Genomic DNA, 21016 nt, shown 5'->3' with positions numbered 1-21016 from the left:
TGTATTTTCAGCAAAAATAATAAAAAAATGCCCTGAGAGCATTTTAACCGTATGTTTTTGTCAGTAATACCTTTTAAACAAAAGGGTTGTTGTGAAAAAAAATATATAAAATTTGATAAAAAAGAAAAACTGTTCTATACAGAACAGTTTTTCACATCGTTTAATTTTAAAAAGTCTATTAGTTACTAATTTTTAATAAATCTCTTAGAAGATTCTCCAATTTGAATCATATAAGCACCTTTTACAAGACTGCTTACGTTCACGGAACCTCTTTGAAGTTTTCCTGAGTCTATTAGTTTTCCACCCATATCGAAGATTTTATACTCTTCTGATGTTGTATTTGAAATAAAAAGTTGATCTCTCACTGGGTTTGGATAAAGTTTTACATCTGTGATCAGGTCTTTTGTATTCTGAAGATCTCCTTTTCCTGAAGAAACAATATTAAGGGTATAATCTTCAACCTGTCCGTAAGTAAATGCTTCACATGAAGAAGTAGGGATTGAGCTGTACTTCATCATTACTCTCATTCTTGTAGAACCAACAGTTGCTGTAGATGGGATTGTGATAGATCCTGTAACCGGGCTGGTTGTAGAACCTGCTTTTGTCCATGCTAACTCTCCACTGTCTGTAAAGTCTCCGTCTCCGTTGTAATCAATATAAACAGCATATGCTTCGCTGTATTTTGTAGAAGTCCAAACCGGAGTAATGGAAATTGTGTAAGCACTTCCTCTTGTGACATTAGTAGAAACTGAAGTGAAGTTTTCATAACCTGCAGTTCCTGTAGAAGTATTATTAATAGATCCGAATGTTACGTTTCCGATTCTTTCATCAGCGGTATTGGATGCTGAAGAAGAACAGTATGAAACAGTTCCTCCTGAAAGCGTAGTAACACTTACTGTATTGCTGGAAACAGAAGCATTTCCTGCTGCATCTTTTGCTTTAACAGAGAAAGAATACGTAGTTGCTGGAGAAAGTCCTGTTACAGTATAAGTAGTAGAAGCAGTAGAACCAATTAATGAAGCTCCCTGATATACATCGTATCCGGTAACTCCTACATTGTCTGTAGCGCCAGACCATGAAAGATTGGTTGTTGTAGCGGTAGTTCCTGAAGCAGCAAGGGTAGGAGCTGTAGGAGCTACTGTATCAGGAGTTCCTGAACCTGCATTTACGGAGATATTGGCATTATTGACATCAAAGAAAATATGATTCGATCCTTTTACCATAATTCTTCCTGTAGTGGTAGTAGAATTAGGAATGGTAACAGCTTGTGAACCGTCATTTGGAGTTCCGGCCAATAGAGTAGTCCAGGTGTTTCCACTGTCTGTCGACCAAAGAATATCAACATTAGCAGCATTTACACCGTTGGCTGTAGTGCCTGCTACGTTCCATGTAACGGTTTGAGAGCTTCCTCCTGTATAAGTTGTTGCTGAATTCTGCGAGGTTATATTAAATGGTCCTGCAGTTCCGTTAACGGTGATTACAGCGTCGTCAGAATTGTTTCCTGAGCCTCCTGCTTTGTTATCACGAACAGTAAATCTGAAGTTTAATGTTCTGGCTACTGAGGAAAGTGCTTCTACTGTGATTTCAGAACCTGCTGTAGTGGTTGCACCTGTTAAAACAGAAGCCATTCTTGGGAAATATCTTACAGGAGCAGTAGTAGGAGTCCATGATCTGAAGTTAGGTCCTGAAGCTTTTGTGGCACTGGCTGCTGAGCTTGCTCCTGTCTGAGAAGAAGAAGCGTTATCCATTTGCTCCCAGATGTAGGTTAAAGAATCTCCGTCAGCATCTGTTCCGGTACCTGTAAGAACAAATGGAGTTCCTTTTGGAATGGTATAATCTGAGCCTGCGCTCGCTGTAGGAATTGAGTTCCCTGTGTTGGTGTTGACAGAGCACGTTTTAGCTTTAATATTATTAGTGATCTGCTGAATGCTTACCGCATGGAAGAATGCATCAGAGTGAGGCTGAACATCCTGGCTGGTAATTCCTGCATATCCCATGATGGTTGATCCGGATCCTGGCTCCATATTCACGCCAGTACCTTCATTCCCATGAGAAAAAGTGTGGTTTCCGCCGAACTGGTGTCCCATTTCATGAGCCACGTAATCGATATCAAAATTATCTCCTGATGGAATGGCGTCTGCCGGAGAAGTGTATCCGCTTCCTTTTGATCCGTTTGTACAGATACAGCCGATGCATCCTGCATTTCCGCCACCTCCTGAAGCTCCGAACAAGTGCCCGATGTCATAATTAGCTTCACCAATTACAGAAGTTAAAGTGCTTTGTAACTGAGAATTCCAGCTGCTCATTCCGGAAGCTGCGGAATAAGGGTCTGTAGAAGCATTGGTGTATATGACAGCGTCGTTGTTGGCAATCAGAACCATTCTTGCTGCGAAATCCTTTTCAAAAACTCCGTTTACACGAGTCATTGTGGTATTCATTGCAGCTAAAGCCTGAGCTTTTGTACCTCCGAAATAAGTGGTGTATTCTCCGGTACAAGATAATGCCAGTCTGAATGTTCTTAATTTAGCGTCATCAGCATTAGGTCTTGCAGCAAGAGCAGAGTTGGAAACTCCTTTCTGTGCAGCGTCTACTACTGTACATTCAAACTTGTTAAGATCATCTTTTTTATCGGATTTTCTGTACACTACATAGGAAGAAAGGTCTTTAGTGTATGGCTCGATGAAAACTGCAGATTTATCACCGTAAATTCCATGGAAGACAGTCCTAGTGGGGAAACACTGAAATAGACTGTGGAATTAGGATCATCCAGGCCTTGTCCTACATAGGATTTAATATCCGGATATTTTGCTGCCAACTCAGGAGCAAAATTGGAATTCTCCCTCACTTTAAAATTTTCCATTCTGCCTTCAGAATTCGGAAAAGAGATGATGAGTTCTGATTTTTCGCCTGCAGCCAGTCTTTTGGGAGCTTTTGCCAGGACATTCTTCAATCCATTGATATCCAGGTTGTATACCTTTGGATTGCTGATGCCGGTTTTGTTTTCAAAAATCTCTGATGAAGCTTTTCTGGAACCTTCAGACCAAAGACGGTCAGTCTGTGCGAAAGAAATACCCGAAATAAGGAGCATTCCAATCAGCGTTAATTGTTTTTTCATATTCAATATTAAATTTGATTGTGGAATATCAAAGCTAATAAAAAATATGTTACGAAAAACAAAATTTTTTAAGATTATTTTTGATTTAGCTTGCAATGTATTATGTAATACATTGAATATAATTGAAAAAGCCTTTTGTTAAAAGAAAAATGACACATACCGAAGTATATGTCATTCTTATGTTTTGATATAATATCTATTTCAATTACATATTATCATCAGCAGTAGGTCCATACAGTCCGGGAACTTTATTTCCGGTAGATCTTAAATAGACAACCAGTTCCCCTCTGTGATGGTACAGGTGGTTGTAAAGAAAAGCTCTCACTACCTGAACTTTTGGCATAGGAGGGAAAAGTACATTACCGTTCATTTCCATTTTCCATTCGTTAAAATAAGCGTTTTCATCAGAGTTTTCAAGAACTTTCTGAGCTTTCGCTACATTTTCTTCAAACTTGGCAACGATATTTTCTGCTTGGGAAATATCACCTTTGTCATACTGATAAGTACCCATGTCAAAAACATCCTGATTGAAAGTGGAATCATACCAATTATAAACTTCTGCAATGTGAGAAGCTAGCTGACCTGTTGTCCAGTTTTTTTCAGATGGTTTCCAGTGTAAGGCACTGTCGGGAATTGCTTTTAAAATTTTTCTTGTGTTCTCTGCTTCATGCAGAAACTCACCTAATAAGGCTTGTTTAATCATTTGTATGTGTTTTAATAATTACATTTATTTTGTAATATCTCTTCCGATTACCAGCCTCTGGATCTCAGAAGTTCCTTCACCAATAGTACAAAGCTTAGAGTCTCTATAGAACTTTTCAGCTGGGAAATCTTTTGTATAACCGTATCCTCCGAAGATCTGAACGGCATTGTTGGAAATTCTCACACAAGCTTCAGAAGCATACAGTTTTGCCATAGCTCCTTCTTTTGTCATTTTCTGTTTTGCATTCTTCAGGGTAGAAGCTCTTTGGATAAGAAGTTCGGCGGCATCAATCTCTGTAGCCATATCTGCTAACATAAAGTTGATCGCCTGGAAATCAGCAATTGGTTTCCCAAACTGATGTCTTTCTTTTGCATATTTCAAAGCAGCTTTGTAAGCTCCTCTTGCAGTACCTAAGCTTAGGGCAGCAATAGAAATTCTACCACCATCCAATACTTTCATAGCCTGCTTGAAACCTTCACCTACTTCTCCTAGACGGTGAGAATCCGGTACACGTACATTATCAAAGATAAGTTCCGCAGTTTCGGATGCACGCATTCCTAATTTATTTTCTTTTTTTCCTGAAGAGAATCCAGGCATTCCTTTTTCTAAAACAAAAGCGGTAGAGTTGTTCTTAGCACCTATTTCTCCTGTTCTTGTCATTACTACAGCAATATCTCCTGAAATAGCGTGAGTAATAAAGTTTTTAGCTCCGTTGATGATCCATTCGTCACCATCTTTTACAGCGGTAGTAGACATACCTCCTGAATCTGAACCTGTATTATGTTCTGTAAGCCCCCAAGCTCCGATTACTTTTCCGGAAGCCAGCTGAGGAAGCCATTTGTGTCTTTGCTCTTCATTTCCGAACTCGTAGATATGGTTGGTGCAAAGAGAGTTGTGTGCTGCTACAGAAAGACCAATAGATGGATCAACCTGAGAAATTTCATCCAGAATAGTAACATACTCATGATACCCTAAGCCGGAACCTCCATACTGTTCAGGAACCACAATTCCCATAAAACCCATCTCACCTAACTGGTGGAATAAGTCTTTTGGAAAGGTCTGGCTTTCATCCCATTCCATAATGTTTGGTCTGATGTTCTTTTCTGCAAATTCTCTGGCCGTCTCCGCAATCATTTTGATGTTGTCAATAGTCTCTGTATTCATATAATAATAGTTAGTTCCCAAAGATAACCAAATTGACGGAATGCTAAAACAAATTATTTTATTCGTACCATTAAAGGGTAATGCGTTTAATTTTCAATTTTTTATATTTCGAAAATTAATACTTTCTTAATAAAACTTTCAGTCTTTTGCATTTTTTATTTCACTATTTTAGTCCCCCCAAATTTTAAGGCATGAAAAAAATTCTATTTCCTCTTGTTTTAATTTCCTCTTATTTTTCTGCGCAGGCACCTGCCGGATATTATAATGGAACAGCCGGATTGACGGGCTATGCTCTGAAATCGAAACTTCACGATATTATTTCGGAGAAAATGATCAACTGGCATTATGACGATCTTAAGGGATATTATGGTCAGACTGATCTTGACAAATACTATGACCACGATGCCTCCAATACCCAGTATCTTTTGGATATTTATTCTGAGATCCCTTCAGGGCCGGATGCTTATGAATATACAGTAGATCAGATGACAGGTACAGCAGGCGCTGAAGGACTAGGCTACAACAGGGAGCATATGATGCCACAGAGTACCTTCAGTACAAATTCGTCAATAAGTGATTATCCAATGTATTCTGATCTGAATTTTATTATTCCCGCTGATGCAAGGATTAATCAACTAAGAAATAATTATCCTTACGGAATAGGAAACAGCGCGAATCACTATATCTTTAGCAATACTTCAAGGATGTCTAATGCTGCCATTCCCAATTATCCTTATACCGGAAGGGTTTATGAACCTATTAATGAGTTTAAAGGTGATATAGCAAGAACTTTATTGTATTTTGCAGTAAGATACGAAGGAAAACTAGGTTCGTTCAATACAGCTTACAGTACATCTTCAAACATTACACCTGCAAACGATCAATGTCCGCTTGACGGAACGGAGGAAAGAGCGGTTGACCTTCCTTATATTGCTATGCTGAAGCAGTGGAGTACTGCAGATCCTGTTTCGCAAAGAGAAATCGACAGAAACAATGCGATCTATGCCATACAAAAAAACAGAAACCCATTTATTGATCATCCTGAATGGATTGATATGATCTGGTCTGAAACTCCTGATAGTGTAGCTCCTGCTGCTCCAGGATCACTTGTTTCTACACAGCAGAATGCTTATTTCGTTAATCTGAACTGGACAGCTTCTCCTGATGCTGATGTATTAGGATACAGGATTTATATGAATGGCTCAACAACACCTGTTGCCGTTACAAAGGGAACTTCTATAAGTATTGATCACCTGAGTCCCTCTACATCTTATACTTTTACTGTAAAAGCTTTTGATAAGGGATATCTTGAGTCTCCGTTTAGTAATACTGTTACAGCTTCTACGATTGCTTCAGATTCTTATGCACCAGATCTCATCATCACAAAGTATATATCAGGAACCAATACTATTGACAATACCATTAAGAATAATGCGCTTGAAATTGTTAATAAAACAGGGCATGAAGTCAATCTAAATAATTACAGAATCAATATTCAGTTTAAAAATAACTCTTCAGGAACAATCTATAGCGGAGATACCTATGAACTGGAAGGCAGGGTAGGAAATAATGAAACTTTCGTGATTTTAAATCCAAAATCTACTTTGTCTTGTTATACTAATGCTCAGGCAAAATTCGTAACGGCTTCTGATCCTCTGACGTTTACAGGAGGAAATTATGTAGAGCTTGCATATAATAAGACGGTAACAGTGGATGCTATCGGAACTAAATTTATAACCAACAATAACGGAAATGTATCTTTGTATAGAAAGAGTACTATCAATCAGCCAACCAGTACATTCAGCATAGGAGAGTGGGATTCTTACCCGTCCAACTACTGTCAGAATCTGGGTGGGACGTTATCTACAACAGAGCTGATTGCTGATAACAAAGAATTCACCATTTATCCAAATCCAGTTTATGACAATCTTTATGTAAACGGGGAAACAGAGAAGGTAAAAACAGCCCAGATCATAGATCTTTCCGGAAAAGTGATCTATACGGAGAAGGATCCGTTCAGGTATAAAAAGAATATTTCAGTACAGGGAATTCCGACAGGTATATATTTCTTAAAGCTTGATGAGAAAGCTCATCAGTTTATTAAAAAGTAATCCAACCTTGATAGGTTTTTGAAACCTGTCAAGATTATTTTCTACGAAGATTTAACGAGTCAGACCTAACAGGTTTTTAAAACCTGTTAGGTTTATTTTTATGGTGTAGAAATGATTCAAGAGGTTGCTTAGATTTGCTCGCAATGACTGTTTAGCCCTGATAGAAGCGGTTATCCCGGAGTATAAGTGGGAGAGTTAGAGGGTTAAAGAGCCGGAATAGGAAGGAACGAGGAGTATGAGCGGATAGCAGGAATAAGCTTCTTCACTAAAAATAAAGAGTGAAATGTGGACTTAAAGTAAATGTAATGACAGATTATTGGTCAACTTTTTACTTTTTTATAATTTTATGACTTTTGTTAAAGCCTTAAAAACCTTATGTTTACTGAATAATTGATATAAGCTGATTCACTAATAATCAATATCTATAAGTGTTTCTGCTTATATTTTTTATTTATAAGTAATTATGCTTATATTTGCACTATGATAGCGGTCATTACCGGTGATATTATAAATTCACAGCATGCGGACACTGAAGTTTGGATTACCAGGCTGAAACATCTTCTCGAAAAATGGGGAAGCGCTCCTCACACATGGGAAATCTACAGAGGAGATGAGTTTCAGTTCAAATGCAAGATTGATGACGTTTTCTGGCGTTTTCTAGCCATAAAATCTCTTATTAAAAGTCAGGAAAATTTAGATGTAAGGATGGCCATAGGTATCGGTGAAGAAAGTTTCTCTTCTGAGAAAATCACGGAATCTAATGGGACAGCCTATGTCAATTCAGGAAGACTCCTTAATGATATTAAAAATGACGGCCATACTGTGGCAATTAAAACATCGAGTGACCCTGTGGACAGAGATCTTAATATCCTGTTGAAATGGTCGTCCAAAGATTTTGATAACTGGACAATGGCTACTGCAGAGATCATTCATGAAATGATCATGAATCAGGATATCACTCAGGAAGATCTTGCCAAGAGATTTGCTATTTCACAGTCTTCTGTAAGCCAGAGACTGAAGCGAGCCAACTATGAGCTCATCGTGGAGACCAATCAGTATTTCAGAAAAAAAATCTCAGAACTATAGGCATGATCTTCATCAAACTCATATTGGCACATCTACTTGGAGATTTTATACTTCAGCCAAATTCATGGGTTGCGGATAAAGAAAACTATAAACTAAAAAGTAAGTTTTTATACTTTCATATTCTGATTCACACTGCTTTAAGTCTTATTTTCCTTTGGGATATTCAACTTTGGTGGGTGGCTGTTTTGGTGGGAGTAACTCACTTTATTATTGATGCAGTTAAACTTACCTTTCAGAAGGTAAAGACTAAAAAAAGATGGTTTTTCATAGATCAGCTGCTGCATGTTCTGGTGATTGCCGGAGTTTCTTTTTATTTCAAGGAATTCAGTTTTGAGTCTTTACAGAATCAGGAATTTTTAAAGATAATCATGGCAGCATTGTTTCTGACAACACCGGCTTCTATTTTTATCAAAATCCTATTGTCATCATGGACACCCGCTCCGGATGGCGCCAACACTATTCAAACCGAATCTTTGTCAAGTGCCGGAAAATATATCGGAATTTTAGAACGTCTGCTGGTTTTCACTTTTATTATGGTGAATCACTGGGAAGGCGTAGGTTTCATGGTAGCTGCCAAATCTGTTTTCAGATTCAGTGACCTTGCACAGGCAAAACAGAGAAAGCTTACAGAATATGTATTAATAGGTACACTGCTGAGTTTTGGGCTGGCTGTCTTAACAGGAATAATAATAAAATAAATCAATAAATCTAACTACAATTTAGAAAGTAAAATTATGAGTCAAAAGAAAGAAATGTTGTACGAGGGGAAAGCAAAACAAGTATTTGCTACCGATAATCCTGATGAAGTAGTAGTACGTTTCAAAGACGATGCTACAGCATTTAACGCTCAAAAGAAAGGTCAGGTTGACCTGAAGGGGGAAATGAACAATGCAATCACCACCCTTATTTTTGAATACTTAAATGAAAAAGGAATCAAAACTCATTTCATCAAACAATTGGACGAAAGAGAGCAGTTGGTAAGAAAAGTATCTATCATTCCTTTGGAAATGGTGGTAAGAAACTATTCTGCCGGAAGTATGGCACAAAGATTAGGAGTGGAAGAAGGAATTAAATCTCCGGTAACCATCTTCGATATCTGCTACAAAAAAGACGAATTGGGAGATCCGCTTATCAATGATCACCATGCTGTTTTCTTAGGAGCAGCTACTTATGAAGAGCTTGACGAAATGTATGAGCTTACTTCAGACATCAACGAAATCCTTATTGACCTGTTTGACAAAATCAATATCATCCTGGTAGATTTCAAAATCGAATTGGGTAAAACTTCAGATGGTGAAATTATCTTAGCAGACGAAATCTCTCCTGATACCTGCAGACTTTGGGATAAAGATACCATGAAGAAATTAGATAAAGACAGATTCAGAAGAGACCTAGGAGAAGTTACTGAAGCTTATGTTGAAATCTATAACCGATTGAAGAACTTACTTGTAAAATAATTTCAGAAATTAGAAGTTAGATATTAGAAATTAGTGTGAAATCTCATCGAATAGAAGATTTGAAGGTCTGGAACAAATCAATGGCTTTAATGAAAGAAGTTTATTTGATTTCTTCTGAATTACCTATGGAAGAAAAATTCGGACTACAATCTCAGATCAGAAGATGTGCTGTTTCAATACCGTCTAATATTGCAGAAGGAGCAGGAAGGAATAATAAAAACGAATTTTATCAATTTCTTGGAATTGTGTTTGGTTCTACCTATGAATTACAAACTCAGCTCCAGTTATTGATTGATTTGAGCTTTATTTCTGAAATAAAAATAGCTCCACTAAAAGAACTTTTAGCTGAAATTCAAAAAATGATTTATTCATTAAAGGCAAGTTTAAAATTATAATTGAAGTTAACTTAGACTAATTTCTAACATCTAATATCTAACTTCTAATCATTAGAAAAAATAGAAATGAAAAGTTTAGACATTCATAAAAGTGAATATTTAAAACAGTTTGAAACCCAGACTTACGGAAGGAATCTTTTCAGAACTCAGGAAGAGGAAAGACTAGATGCTCCTAATGAAGAATGTGGGATCTTCGGATTGTATTCGGATAATGATCTGGATACTTTCTCGCTTTCACAGTTCGGGCTTTTTGCATTGCAGCACAGAGGCCAGGAGGCTTGTGGTATTTCCGTTTTAAAAGAGGGAAGAATCACCAACATGAAAGACGAAGGGCTTGTTTTGGATGTTTATAAAGAAATTCAGGAACCTGAAACTTTTATGGGAAATTCTGCAATTGGTCATACCCGTTATACCACTGCAGGAGATAAAAAGAAATATAATTTCCAGCCATTTTTCGCGAAAAACGAATATGACCAGATTATACTTTCTATAGCACACAACGGTAACCTTACCAATGCCAAAGAATTAAAAGCAGAATTAGAAGCTGAAGGCGTAGTTTTCAGAGCAACCTCCGATTCTGAAGTAATCCTGAGACTGATCCAGAAAAACCTTGATTTAGGTCTTCGTGGTGCCATTAAAGCAACCATGGAAAAGATCGAAGGAGCGTATTCTGTTGTTGGGATGACCAGAAATAAATTCTTTGCATTCAGAGATTTCAACGGAATCCGTCCATTGGTGTTAGGAGCTATCGATGAAAGATCTTACGTAGTTGCTTCAGAATCTGTAGCCCTGGATGCTGTAGGAGCTCAATATGTACGTGATATTCTTCCGGGTGAGATCATTTATACCAATGAAAACGAACCCGGAAAACTTCATTCTTATATGATGGATGAAGCGAAAGGAAAGCAGAGAATCTGTTCTTTTGAATACATTTATTTTGCAAGACCTGACTCTACATTAGAAAATATCAATGTATATGAGATCAGAGAGAAATCTGGTGAAAAAATCTGGGAACAGGCTCCTGTAGAAGCCGATTTAGTGATCGGAGTTCCGGATTCCGGAGTTCCTGCTGCTATTGGTTTCTCTAAAGCTTCAGGAATACCTTTCCGTCCGGTTTGATCAAAAACAGATATATCGGAAGAAGTTTCATCGTTCCTACACAGGAAATGAGAGAAAGGGTAGTGAACCTTAAACTGAACCCGATCATCTCTGAGATGAAAGACAAGAAAGTAGTGATCATTGACGACTCTATTGTTCGTGGTACTACATCCAAAAGACTGGTTAAAATTCTAAAAGATGCAGGCGTAAAAGAAATCCACTTCAGAAGTGTTTCTCCACCTATTATTGCTCCATGTTATCTGGGAATTGATACTCCGTCTAAAGATGATCTGATCTCCGCCAATATGACAACAGAAGAACTTAAAAACTATCTGGGAGTAGATTCCTTAGAATTTTTAAGCATAGACAACCTGAAAGACATTTTAGGGTCAGCTAATCACTGTTTCGGATGCTTTACAGAAGAATATCCTGTAGGAAAAGGAGAAGAGGTAGATTTATTCAATTAATCTATTTACTGAAATAATAAAAATAAAAGAGCCGGGTTGATAACCCGGCTCTTTTGTTGTATAAATGTAGCAAAAGCTTAATATTTCTGTAGTATACAATATATAATGGAGTTTTATTTTTGTTAAATTAAAACTTCAGGATATGAAATATGCATTTTTTACAGGTTTTTTTCTGGTATTTACCCAGCTTTATTCTTCACAGGCTTTTGATAACGAGGCACACCGCGGAGGAAAATCTCTTTATCCTGAAAATACAATTCCAGCCATGAAGAATGCCCTGAAAATGAATGTTACAACCCTGGAAATGGATCTTGCCATCACGAAAGACAAAAAGGTAATCCTTTCTCACGATGCTTTTCTTTCCCCGGAATTGGTCACAAAACCGGACGGAACCTATATTCCCAAAGATTCAGGATTTTATTATAAAATTTATGAAATGCCTTACGCAAAGATTAAAACATTTGATGTAGGTTTAAAAAAATTGGATCACTATCCTGATCAAAAGAAAATAAAGGTTCATAAACCTCTCTTTTCAGATGTAATAGATGCATGTGAAGCGTATGCCAAAGAATTGAAGAGACCCCTGCCTTTTTATAATATAGAAACGAAAACCCGTCCTTTTTCTGATCATATATTTCATCCGGAACCGAAAGAATTTGTAGATCTGATGATGAAAATTATTGTAGAAAAAAAGATTCAGGACAGGGTTATTATCCAGTCTTTTGATCCCAGAACACTGGAAATTCTTCACAAAAAATATCCTAAAATCATGACCGCTTTACTGGTTGAAAAGGTAGATGATAAAAAACTGGCTCAGCAGCAGGCTTATTTTAAACAAATTCCTGTGGAAAAATTCAAAATGTATCCCAATCATCTAAATGGAGTAGCAGGAGATATGAAATTCCTAAGCTTTACCCCAACCATTTACAGCCCGGAACATAGTCTTGTCACACCACAATTAGTGCAGGAATGCCACTCATTAGGCGTGAAAGTAATCCCTTGGACAGTGAACAACAAAGAGAGATTAAAAGAATTAAAAGAGATGGTAATAGATGGAGTGATCAGTGATGATCCGAGAATATTTGAATAACTATCTCCATGATTGTACTTATTAAAATAAATAGCCGGAAGAAACTCTTCCGGCTATTTTATACGTGCTGGTTAATGCACTTCGGTTAAAAAATTGGTTCTTCTGATTAGAATTTATAGTTCAGTCCTAACTGAAACACTCTGTTGTTGTTTTCAGGAGCAGGTCTGCTCTTTTCAATTTTTGTCAAACTGTTTACATATCTTGCACTGATACCAATGTTTGAAGTGATATCGTATCCTAAACCAAGACCTAAACCAAAGTTGAATCTGTTGATCTGATCTTTGTTGATATCTTCAGTGTTTGAACTTGTAGTAGTGGTCGTAACACCTCCTGTAGTACTTGCTACACTTGTTTCTCCTTTAGTTTTTCCGTTGATGAAATAACTGAATTCAGGTCCTGCTTCAATATAAAACTTGTCAACAGGTCTCATTTGAACCATTAATGGAACTGAAATGTAGTTCATCTTTACTCTGCCTTCTACTTTAGTCTTTACATTCGTAACTCCATTGTCCGTTTCCGTAGAAGATAATACATCTTTCGCCCCCATTTGGTTATACAAAACCTCTGGTTGGATGCTAAATTGTCTTGAAAGTGGAATATTAACGAATGCACCTGCGTGGAAACCTATTTGCTGGCTGTTGATACCAAACTTCTGCTCACTGAAATAAGCAGAGTTTCCTCCTGCCTTGATCCCGAATCTAACGGGTTGAACATCTTTTTTAGTGGTGATGCATTTACTGTTCTCGTTTCTGTCTTTGTTTCTGTTTCCTGAGCAAAAGCTAGCGTACCAGCAGTTAATGCTATTCCTAAAAATAACTTCTTCATAATTTTATTTTTTAATTTTACTATTTGTGTGTCAAATGATTTTTCAATCAGACTTCAATTATTTTGCAAATTGCTTGCCAAAGTCGAAAAAGGCTCATTTAAAGGGCTTTACGCGTGGTTTGAAGAATGTGTTTTCTTAATATTTTTCCCTTTTTGATGAATAAAAAGAGTGTTATATTCTATATTTATGTGAAAAAATCAATGCAAAAAAATATCATTGCTGATCATTTAAATGATGAAAAAGAGGAAAAATTAAAGCAATTTTAGTCAAATAATGAACCATTCAGATTATTTTTAGATGCAAGAATAAAAAATGCCAGACTTTTTACAGCCCGGCATCCATTTTGAAAATAATAAATATCTCTATTTAAATTGATAAGCAACTCCAATCTGAAGCGCATTGTTTCTTACTTTATTGTTATAATCATTGTTCTTAAAAAGATCAGTGATACCCGCCGTAAATCTTGCAGTCACTCCGAAATTTTGGGTAAAATAATACCCTGCGCCAATGCCTATCCCCAAATTGAATCTTTTGTAAAGTTCCATTGGAATTTTATTCGAAAAGCTATTACTGCTAAAGGTTGTAGTACCTCCAAACGTATTTTCGGTTTTTTGATCTCCTTTCGATTTTCCTCCTAAAAGATACCCGAATTCCGGCCCTGCCTCTACATACAACTGAGGAAGAATTTTATATTGAACCATTACAGGAAGAGTAAGATAATTCAAATTGGTTGTATAGCTGAATTCCTGTCTTATTAAATAACCGTCTGATACAGATGCATAGGTATATTTCTCTTCTGTTTTAGAGCCCATTTGGCTAAAAAGAAGCTCAGGCTGTACACTGAATTTTTCTGCAACAGGAATATTGACAAATATTCCAACATGAGAACCCAATTTTACTTTTTCATTATAATCACTGTATTCATTGTTGCTATCACTAAATGTAGATGCATTGAATCCTGCTTTTACCCCAAATCTGACAGGAGATTTTGAAGATGCTGGCTGCTCTTTTTCCTGAGCGTTCATTAAAAATGATCCGGCTAATGCCAATCCTAGAAATATTCTTTTCACGATTAAAGTTTTAAATTTTCTTTTTTGCGGCAAAATATCTGCCACAAAGGGGAGAAGTGATAAAAGTCATGCTGTAAAGCGAAAAAGTCAGGCTTAAACTAATAAACCTGACTTTTTCTATTGAAATCAAAATGTATCTAATTATGGAGCAAAATACTTTTTAGTATTTGCTTTGCATTGTAAGACATGAGTCAACTCAATGCGGGTTCTGTTAAAAAGTTTATAATGGTAATAGTTAGATTTTTAGCATTACATTCATTTGATTATCAGATGAATCAATGCCTATTTCATTGTAAAAACAGAAACCATAAGTTGGAAATTTCCGCAATAAAGTACAATCATTACTCAATACGCAAATTTCTTGCCAAAAACATTTTTAAAATAAAAAAGCCGGATTAAATTTAATCCGGCTTTGTATTGATTAGAAAGGCTGCTTTTGAAAGCTTACCGATTTCTTAGAATTTATAAGCTAAACCAACCTGGAATACTCCGTTTCTAGAAGCATCATCAGTATTGTTTTTAGGAACATCAGATAGTCCGGCAGTATATCTTACATTCACTCCGATATTTTGTGTGAAGTAGTATCCAGCTCCAAGACCAATTCCGAAATCAAAAGTTTTTAAATTGTCTTTAATATCTCCAGACACACCGTTGCTTTTTGCTTTAGCGCTTACTAGAAAACCGAATTGAGGTCCTGCTTCTACATATAGATTAGGAATCAAGTTGTATTGTAGCATTACAGGTACCGCAATATAATCCATGTTAATTTTTGCATTACTGTTACCTTTAGCTTTACCCCCTAAACCACTGTATAATACTTCAGGTTGTACGGAGAAATCTTGTGCTACAGGAATGTTGGCAAAAACACCACCGTAAAATCCAGCTTTTGAATTTAAGTCACTGTTAGAAATATTTGAGATATTAAGACCTGCTTTCAATCCAAATCTAACTGGAGAAGATGAAGCAGTAGAAGTTGAAGTCTTCTGAGCGAAAGTGAAAGTACCTGCTACTAAAGCAAGACCTAAAATTAACTTTTTCATAAGTTTATATTTTAATAGTTTTTAAGTTTTATTTAACATTTCATTAGTAATCAAACGGTGTGCCAAAGTTGGAAATCACTTCTGGTTCTTTATTCATCAGCTTTTTCTGAGATAATATTTTTTTAACATAAAAAAAGACCAGATTAAAAAATTAATCTGATCTTTTCTATTGAATATAAAATTTGTTAGTGAATGTATAAGCTTATTTAAATTTATAAGCTAAACCTACCTGGAATAGGTTGTTTCTTGTAGCATCAGATCCGCTAGGTCTGTTTTTTGCTATATCTGTTAAACCTGCAACATATCTTGCGGTAAGTCCTAAGTTTGGAGTGAAATAATATCCAGCACCAAGACCAATACCAAAGTTGAATGTATTCAGATTGTCTTTGTAGTTATCAGTCGTATTAGACTGTCCGTTTGATTCGTTTTTAAACTTGTTTTTAGCACTTACCATGAAACCGAATTCCGGCCCTGCTTCCACATAAAGATTAGGAATCAGGTTGTATTGGAACATTACAGGTACAGTAATATAATCTAACTTAGTAGAAGCCGAAAACTTTGTGTTTCCTATTGTATAGTTTGATTTGTTACCATATTGAGAGTACTGTACCTCCGGCTGAACACTGAATGAAGCTGCTAATGGAATGTTTGCAAATACTCCAGCATTAAACCCTATTTTAGATTTCTGATCATCAAGACCGCTATCCTTTGAAAGTGAAGATACGTTCATCCCTCCTTTTACCCCGAATGTTACCGGATTAGAAGATGTGTTTCCTGTCTGTTGAGCGAATGCGAATGTTCCTGCAGTTAACGCTAATCCTAAAATTAACTTTTTCATAACTTTAATTTTTTAATTTTACTCTTTCTTAATTTTAAATTTTACTACTGTTCAGCATTTTCAGTTGAACGCAGAGTATCTTTCAAATTGCTTGCCAAAAATATTTTTTATGAGTAAAATCAATAAAAAAATCACTTAGTGTTTAAGTGATTTTTATAATAATAAATTGATTATCAGTTTATTATGATTTTAAATAAACATTTGTTTAGATATGGTCTAAATTGACAATTTTGTCAAAATCCTTATTTAAAATAAATATTTTTTAACAAAAAATGATTAAGCATCATTCAGTTTTCTATAAAAAGAGAGTGATTCAAGGATATTTTCCTGGCTGCTTTGGTGGTCATATGTACAAGAACCAATTCCGGAAAGGAGAGAGAAATTGATTTTACTGTCTGTATTCTTTTTATCATTCAACAATAGTGCGGTGATATCTTCATCTTTAAAATCGCTGATATCAAGGTAAGGATAGTATCTCTGAACATTTTCAATGATAGCTTTCGCATCCTCCTCAACAATAAGATTTTCAAGATAAGCAAGGTGAGCTTCGGCAATCATTCCCATAGCAACCGCTTCACCATGAAGGATAGGATTTCCCTGTTGTAAACATAAGCTCTCTACAGCATGGCCAATTGTGTGTCCGAAATTCAGGGTTTTCCTGATATTCTGCTCATGAAAATCCTTGTCTACAACATTTTGCTTTATATTCATAGAAGTTTGAATATGAGGAATTACGGTTTCTACTTCCAGTTTACGGATCTGAATCAACTGATCCCAATGATTTTTATCAGCAATTAAACCATGTTTTAACATTTCTGCGAATCCACTTCTTAATTCTTTAAAAGGTAATGTTTCTAAAAATTTCGGGAAAATAAAGATCTGTTCCGGAAAAGCGAAGGTTCCTACCATATTTTTATAATGCATCAGATCAATACCCGTTTTTCCTCCTATAGAGGCATCACACATGGATAAAAGGGTAGTGGGGATGTTGATAAACTGGATTCCTCTTTTATAGGTAGATGCAACAAATCCTCCCATATCCGTAATTACACCGCCACCAAGGTTGATAACGAGTGCTTTTCTGTCTGCCTGCATTTCCGTAAGAATTTCCCAAAGCTGATTGGCAGTCTGGATATTTTTCATTTCTTCTCCGGCTTCAATCTCCAAAATTTCAAAGCCAAGATCTGTTTCCATATTTCCTAAAAGAATAGGAAGACAGTATTCATGAGTGTTTTCATCTACCAGAATGAAAATTTTACTGAAAGTTTTTTCATGAAGAAACTCATTGAGCTGAGAAAAATTATCGTTTAATATTGTTATCATCTTCTATATTATGTAAAGTTAAAAATGTAAACTATAGTGCAAAGTTATGATTCTTAATTTTTAACTCGTAACTAAATTACTATCTTTGCAGAAATTTTTAGAATGAGCAGAGATAATAATAATTCAGACAGACCAAAGAGACCAAGAATTTCAACCAAGAAAAGTTCTGATGATTCTCGTGCTTCCAGATCTGGAAATTCTTCAGGATCAAAGTCTTTTAAGAAGCCGTTTTCTAAAGACGGGGGAAGAAAAGGCCCAGAACATCAGGGATCCAACTCAAGATTTGAAAAGAAACCTTTCAAAAGAAATACAGACAGTTTCGAAAATTCCAACGAAGAATCAGGTTCAAAATCTGAAAGAAAAGCTTATATCACGAACAAAAGTGAGAGCTATGAGAAAAAATCTTTCGGAAAACCTAAAAGAGGCGGAAAAAGTTTCGATACCAGAGATAAGTATGAAAGAGGCAGTCTGAAATACGGAAGAAGACCTTCTAACGACGATGAAAGAAATGATGACAAAACGAGATCTTTTGTACAGAAAAGAAGACTGAGTAAAATTGAAAAAGACGTTCATAAAGACAGCATCCGTCTTAATAAGTATATCGCAAATTCAGGAATCTGCAGCAGAAGAGAAGCTGATGAACTGATTACTCAGGGATTAGTGGAAGTGAACGGGCAGGTGGTGACTGAAATGGGTTACCAGGTACAGAAAACTGATAAAGTAGTTTTTGACGGACAAGGTATTACCCCTGAAAAACCTGTATATGTACTTTTGAATAAGCCAAAAGGTTATATTTCTACGACAAAAGATGATAAAGCAAGAAAAACTGTAATGGATCTTGTGGCGAATGCTTCACCTTACAGACTTTTCCCGGTTGGAAGACTGGACCGTTCTACAACAGGGGTTATTTTATTGACGAATGACGGACACATGACTAAAAAATTAACGCATCCATCTTTTGATGCTAAAAAGATTTATCATGTAACGCTGGATAAAAAACTTACTGCTGAAGATTTACGTCTTATAAGTGAAGGTATCCGTCTTGATGAAGGGTTAGCAGTGGTAGATCAGATTTCATACATTGATGGGAAACCTAAAAATGAGATTGGAATTGAGATTCATATCGGTTGGAACCGTGTTATCAGAAGAATTTTCCAAAGATTAGGATACGAAGTAGAATCTTTAGACAGAGTAATGTTTGCTGGATTAACGAAGAAGAACATCAAGAGAGGACACTGGAGAATCCTTAGCGAACTGGAAGTAAACAACCTTAAAATGCTTTAAAATAACGATAAATGATGAGTTATGAATGACAGATTCAGGGTTCTAGCTTATATCATTTTTTCAAAAAGAATTTTAGGATAAAAAACAAAAAAGCGCAGAATTATTTTCTACGCTTTTTTTGTATGTCCCGTCCTGAAATAAGCTGACGATTAATCAATTATAAAAGACCAAGAGTTAAAAGCTGTATTTGATATATTGTAACTGATGATATACTTGCTATTCTTTTAAAAACTGAGGAACTTTTCTTTGTGGGTTGTTCTGTTCAAATGTATAGGCCATATTGATCAGTTTACCTTCTTCCCATTTTCCAGCAAAAAAAGAAATACCAATCGGTAAGTTATTTATATAGCCCATTGGTAAGGTAATGCTTGGGTATCCGGCAATAGCTGCAGCACTGGAACTTGAATAGAAATTTTCATAATTATCACCATTTTTCAAATCCGTTTTCCATGCTTCCGCAGTAGTAGGTGCTATTATCGCATCTAAATTATATTTTTTTATTGTAGAGTCTATTCCTTGCTGGCTGCCTTTTTGGGCAATTATAACAGCCTTTTTATAATTCTTATCTTTCTTTCCATTACTTTTTGCTGAAATCTCTAAATATTCCTGTCCAAAGTATTGAAGTTCTTCTTTATTCTTTTTGTTAAAAGCGATTAACTCATCTATATTTTTTATTACTGCATTTTTCCCTAAAGATTTTAAATAATCATTCAAATCATCCTTAAATTCACTGACCATCAATCCAAAGGAGCTTTTTGAAATTTCAGGGGAAATCCAATCTTTTTCTATTTCAACAATTATGGCTCCCTGAGCTTCCAGTATTTTTAATGTTTGTAAAAATAAATCGTCCACTTTTTTATTTGCTCCTTTGGTAATTCCTTTTACATATCCGAGCCTTTTGCCTTTTAATCCTGTTAGAGTAAGGAATGGGGTATAATCTTTATGTAGAAATGGTGTATTACCAATGGTCTTCTTATCATGTTCATCCTCACCTACCATAGTTCCAAGGCTTATGGCAATATCTTTCACCGTTCTTGCCATTGGTCCCGGGGTATCCTGTGAACTGGAAATGGGAATAATTCCTTGTCTGGAAATTAAGCCGACAGTAGGTTTTAAACCAACAATTCCATTGAAGCTGGAAGGGCAAACGATAGATCCATTAGTTTCTGTACCGATTGCTATTATGCCGAGATTGGAGGAAATAGCAACCCCTGAACCAGCACTGGATCCGCAGGTATTTCTATTAAGGATATAAGGGTTTTTGGTAAGTCCACCCAGCCCACTCCAGCCACTTGTGGATTTTTCACCCCTGAAATTTGCCCATTCACTGAGATTGGTTTTTCCAATGATTACAGCACCTGCATCTCTAAGTTTTTTAACGAGATAACTATCCTGTAGTGGAAAAGAGTTTTTTAAAGCCAGGGAACCTGCCGTATTGGGCATTTTATCATGAGTATCTATATTATCCTTCAATAATACAGGAATTCCAAATAAAGGTTTATTTTTAAATTTTGAATTCAAATGATCCAAAGAGTCAGCAATCTTAATAGCATCCGGATTGGTGGAAATCACGGAATTTAATTGTATTCCATTTTTATCAATATCATTGATGCGTTTAAAATAAGCTTCAACAACTTCTTTTACCGTCACTTTATTGTTTCTATACAAATTTTGGATCTTTTCAATATCATATTCCAGATATTTGAATTGCGAATCTGTTGTATCCTGAGCCTTGGCAAGAACACCAAAAAAGACTACAGCAAATAGAATTATTTTTTTCATTATAAATGTTTTTTCAAATATAAAGAATTATGCCGAATTCTTGCAATCATTGTACTTTGTATCTGCAGCTGTTGACAGGCAGATTCCTGATTATAGAAAGAGCGCAGAATTATTTTCTGCGCTTTTTTATTGTCTTAAGTTGTGAATCTAAAAATTCACAACTCATC

At 36.0% G+C, this 21016-nt stretch carries 18 protein-coding genes and 1 pseudogene; 8 read left to right on the top strand and 11 right to left on the bottom strand.

The features are described from left to right. Nucleotides 1-185: 185 nt before the first annotated feature. The 4 genes from BOQ62_RS14275 to BOQ62_RS14265 all read right to left on the bottom strand — a co-directional run bounded on the left by BOQ62_RS14275 (nucleotide 186) and on the right by BOQ62_RS14265 (nucleotide 4982). A complete protein-coding gene (locus tag BOQ62_RS14275; protein ID WP_228414166.1) occupies nucleotides 186-2645 on the bottom strand; it encodes a reprolysin-like metallopeptidase in 2460 nt (819 codons plus the stop codon). Then, complete coding sequence (locus BOQ62_RS23370; protein ID WP_228414164.1) at nucleotides 2645-3115, bottom strand: hypothetical protein; 471 nt, start codon at nucleotides 3113-3115, stop codon at nucleotides 2645-2647. The genes BOQ62_RS14275 and BOQ62_RS23370 overlap by 1 nt, the downstream gene beginning before the upstream one ends. A gap of 205 nt (nucleotides 3116-3320) precedes the next feature. Continuing rightward, nucleotides 3321-3818 (bottom strand): DinB family protein, encoded by a 498-nt coding sequence (locus BOQ62_RS14270; RefSeq protein ID WP_129040512.1) that lies wholly within the window; start codon nucleotides 3816-3818, stop codon nucleotides 3321-3323. A 24-nt stretch (nucleotides 3819-3842) separates the two neighbouring features. After that, entirely contained in the window at nucleotides 3843-4982 is a 1140-nt protein-coding gene (locus BOQ62_RS14265) for an acyl-CoA dehydrogenase family protein (protein ID WP_129040510.1), read from the bottom strand. Nucleotides 4983-5173: 191 nt separating this feature from the next. Here BOQ62_RS14265 and BOQ62_RS14260 point away from each other — a divergent pair, with 191 nt between their 5' ends. The 7 genes and pseudogenes from BOQ62_RS14260 (at nucleotide 5174) to BOQ62_RS14230 (ending at nucleotide 12686) form a co-directional block, all read left to right on the top strand. Beyond that, nucleotides 5174-7093, top strand: a complete 1920-nt coding sequence (locus BOQ62_RS14260) for an endonuclease (protein ID WP_129040508.1) — start codon at nucleotides 5174-5176, stop codon at nucleotides 7091-7093. Nucleotides 7094-7573: 480 nt separating this feature from the next. After that, complete coding sequence (locus BOQ62_RS14255) at nucleotides 7574-8179, top strand: SatD family protein (protein WP_129040507.1); 606 nt, start codon at nucleotides 7574-7576, stop codon at nucleotides 8177-8179. A 2-nt stretch (nucleotides 8180-8181) separates the two neighbouring features. Next, nucleotides 8182-8877, top strand: coding sequence for a DUF3307 domain-containing protein (locus BOQ62_RS14250; protein ID WP_129040505.1), 696 nt, complete (start codon nucleotides 8182-8184; stop codon nucleotides 8875-8877). 36 nt (nucleotides 8878-8913) lie between these two features. Continuing rightward, nucleotides 8914-9636, top strand: a complete 723-nt coding sequence (purC, locus tag BOQ62_RS14245) for a phosphoribosylaminoimidazolesuccinocarboxamide synthase (RefSeq protein ID WP_129040502.1) — start codon at nucleotides 8914-8916, stop codon at nucleotides 9634-9636. Nucleotides 9637-9671: 35 nt separating this feature from the next. Beyond that, nucleotides 9672-10031, top strand: a complete 360-nt coding sequence (locus tag BOQ62_RS14240) for a four helix bundle protein (RefSeq protein ID WP_129040500.1) — start codon at nucleotides 9672-9674, stop codon at nucleotides 10029-10031. 66 nt (nucleotides 10032-10097) lie between these two features. Continuing rightward, nucleotides 10098-11596, top strand: a pseudogene (gene purF, locus BOQ62_RS14235) (amidophosphoribosyltransferase). 142 nt (nucleotides 11597-11738) lie between these two features. Beyond that, nucleotides 11739-12686 (top strand): glycerophosphodiester phosphodiesterase family protein, encoded by a 948-nt coding sequence (locus tag BOQ62_RS14230; protein ID WP_129040498.1) that lies wholly within the window; start codon nucleotides 11739-11741, stop codon nucleotides 12684-12686. A 106-nt stretch (nucleotides 12687-12792) separates the two neighbouring features. Here the strand turns inward: BOQ62_RS14230 and BOQ62_RS14225 are convergent, their stop codons facing one another. From BOQ62_RS14225 to aroB, 6 genes are all read right to left on the bottom strand, one after another. Next, on the bottom strand, nucleotides 12793-13377 hold the full coding sequence (locus BOQ62_RS14225) for a porin family protein (RefSeq protein ID WP_228414179.1): 585 nt from the start codon (nucleotides 13375-13377) through the stop codon (nucleotides 12793-12795). Then, nucleotides 13311-13511, bottom strand: a complete 201-nt coding sequence (locus tag BOQ62_RS23365) for a hypothetical protein (protein ID WP_228414162.1) — start codon at nucleotides 13509-13511, stop codon at nucleotides 13311-13313. Before BOQ62_RS23365 ends, BOQ62_RS14225 begins: the two co-directional genes overlap by 67 nt. A gap of 363 nt (nucleotides 13512-13874) precedes the next feature. Beyond that, nucleotides 13875-14582, bottom strand: a complete 708-nt coding sequence (locus BOQ62_RS14220; protein ID WP_129040496.1) for a porin family protein — start codon at nucleotides 14580-14582, stop codon at nucleotides 13875-13877. Between the two features lie 455 nt (nucleotides 14583-15037). Continuing rightward, nucleotides 15038-15622 carry a porin family protein gene (locus BOQ62_RS14215; protein WP_129040494.1) on the bottom strand — a complete coding sequence of 195 codons (585 nt, stop codon included), beginning with the start codon at nucleotides 15620-15622 and terminating at the stop codon, nucleotides 15038-15040. A gap of 202 nt (nucleotides 15623-15824) precedes the next feature. Continuing rightward, a complete protein-coding gene (locus BOQ62_RS14210; RefSeq protein ID WP_129040492.1) occupies nucleotides 15825-16460 on the bottom strand; it encodes a porin family protein in 636 nt (211 codons plus the stop codon). A gap of 276 nt (nucleotides 16461-16736) precedes the next feature. Beyond that, nucleotides 16737-17783: a 3-dehydroquinate synthase gene (gene aroB, locus BOQ62_RS14205; protein WP_129040490.1), complete on the bottom strand. Its 1047-nt coding sequence runs from the start codon at nucleotides 17781-17783 to the stop codon at nucleotides 16737-16739. A gap of 102 nt (nucleotides 17784-17885) precedes the next feature. Here aroB and BOQ62_RS14200 point away from each other — a divergent pair, with 102 nt between their 5' ends. Further along, entirely contained in the window at nucleotides 17886-19067 is a 1182-nt protein-coding gene (locus BOQ62_RS14200) for a pseudouridine synthase (protein WP_228414160.1), read from the top strand. Nucleotides 19068-19283: 216 nt separating this feature from the next. Here the strand turns inward: BOQ62_RS14200 and BOQ62_RS14195 are convergent, their stop codons facing one another. Beyond that, nucleotides 19284-20849: an amidase gene (locus BOQ62_RS14195; protein WP_129040488.1), complete on the bottom strand. Its 1566-nt coding sequence runs from the start codon at nucleotides 20847-20849 to the stop codon at nucleotides 19284-19286. Nucleotides 20850-21016 lie beyond the last annotated feature (167 nt).

It is taken from the genome of Chryseobacterium sp. CH21, assembly GCF_004119445.1.
Lineage (GTDB): Bacteria > Bacteroidota > Bacteroidia > Flavobacteriales > Weeksellaceae > Chryseobacterium.
This window is presented reverse-complemented; position numbering and strand designations above follow the sequence as displayed.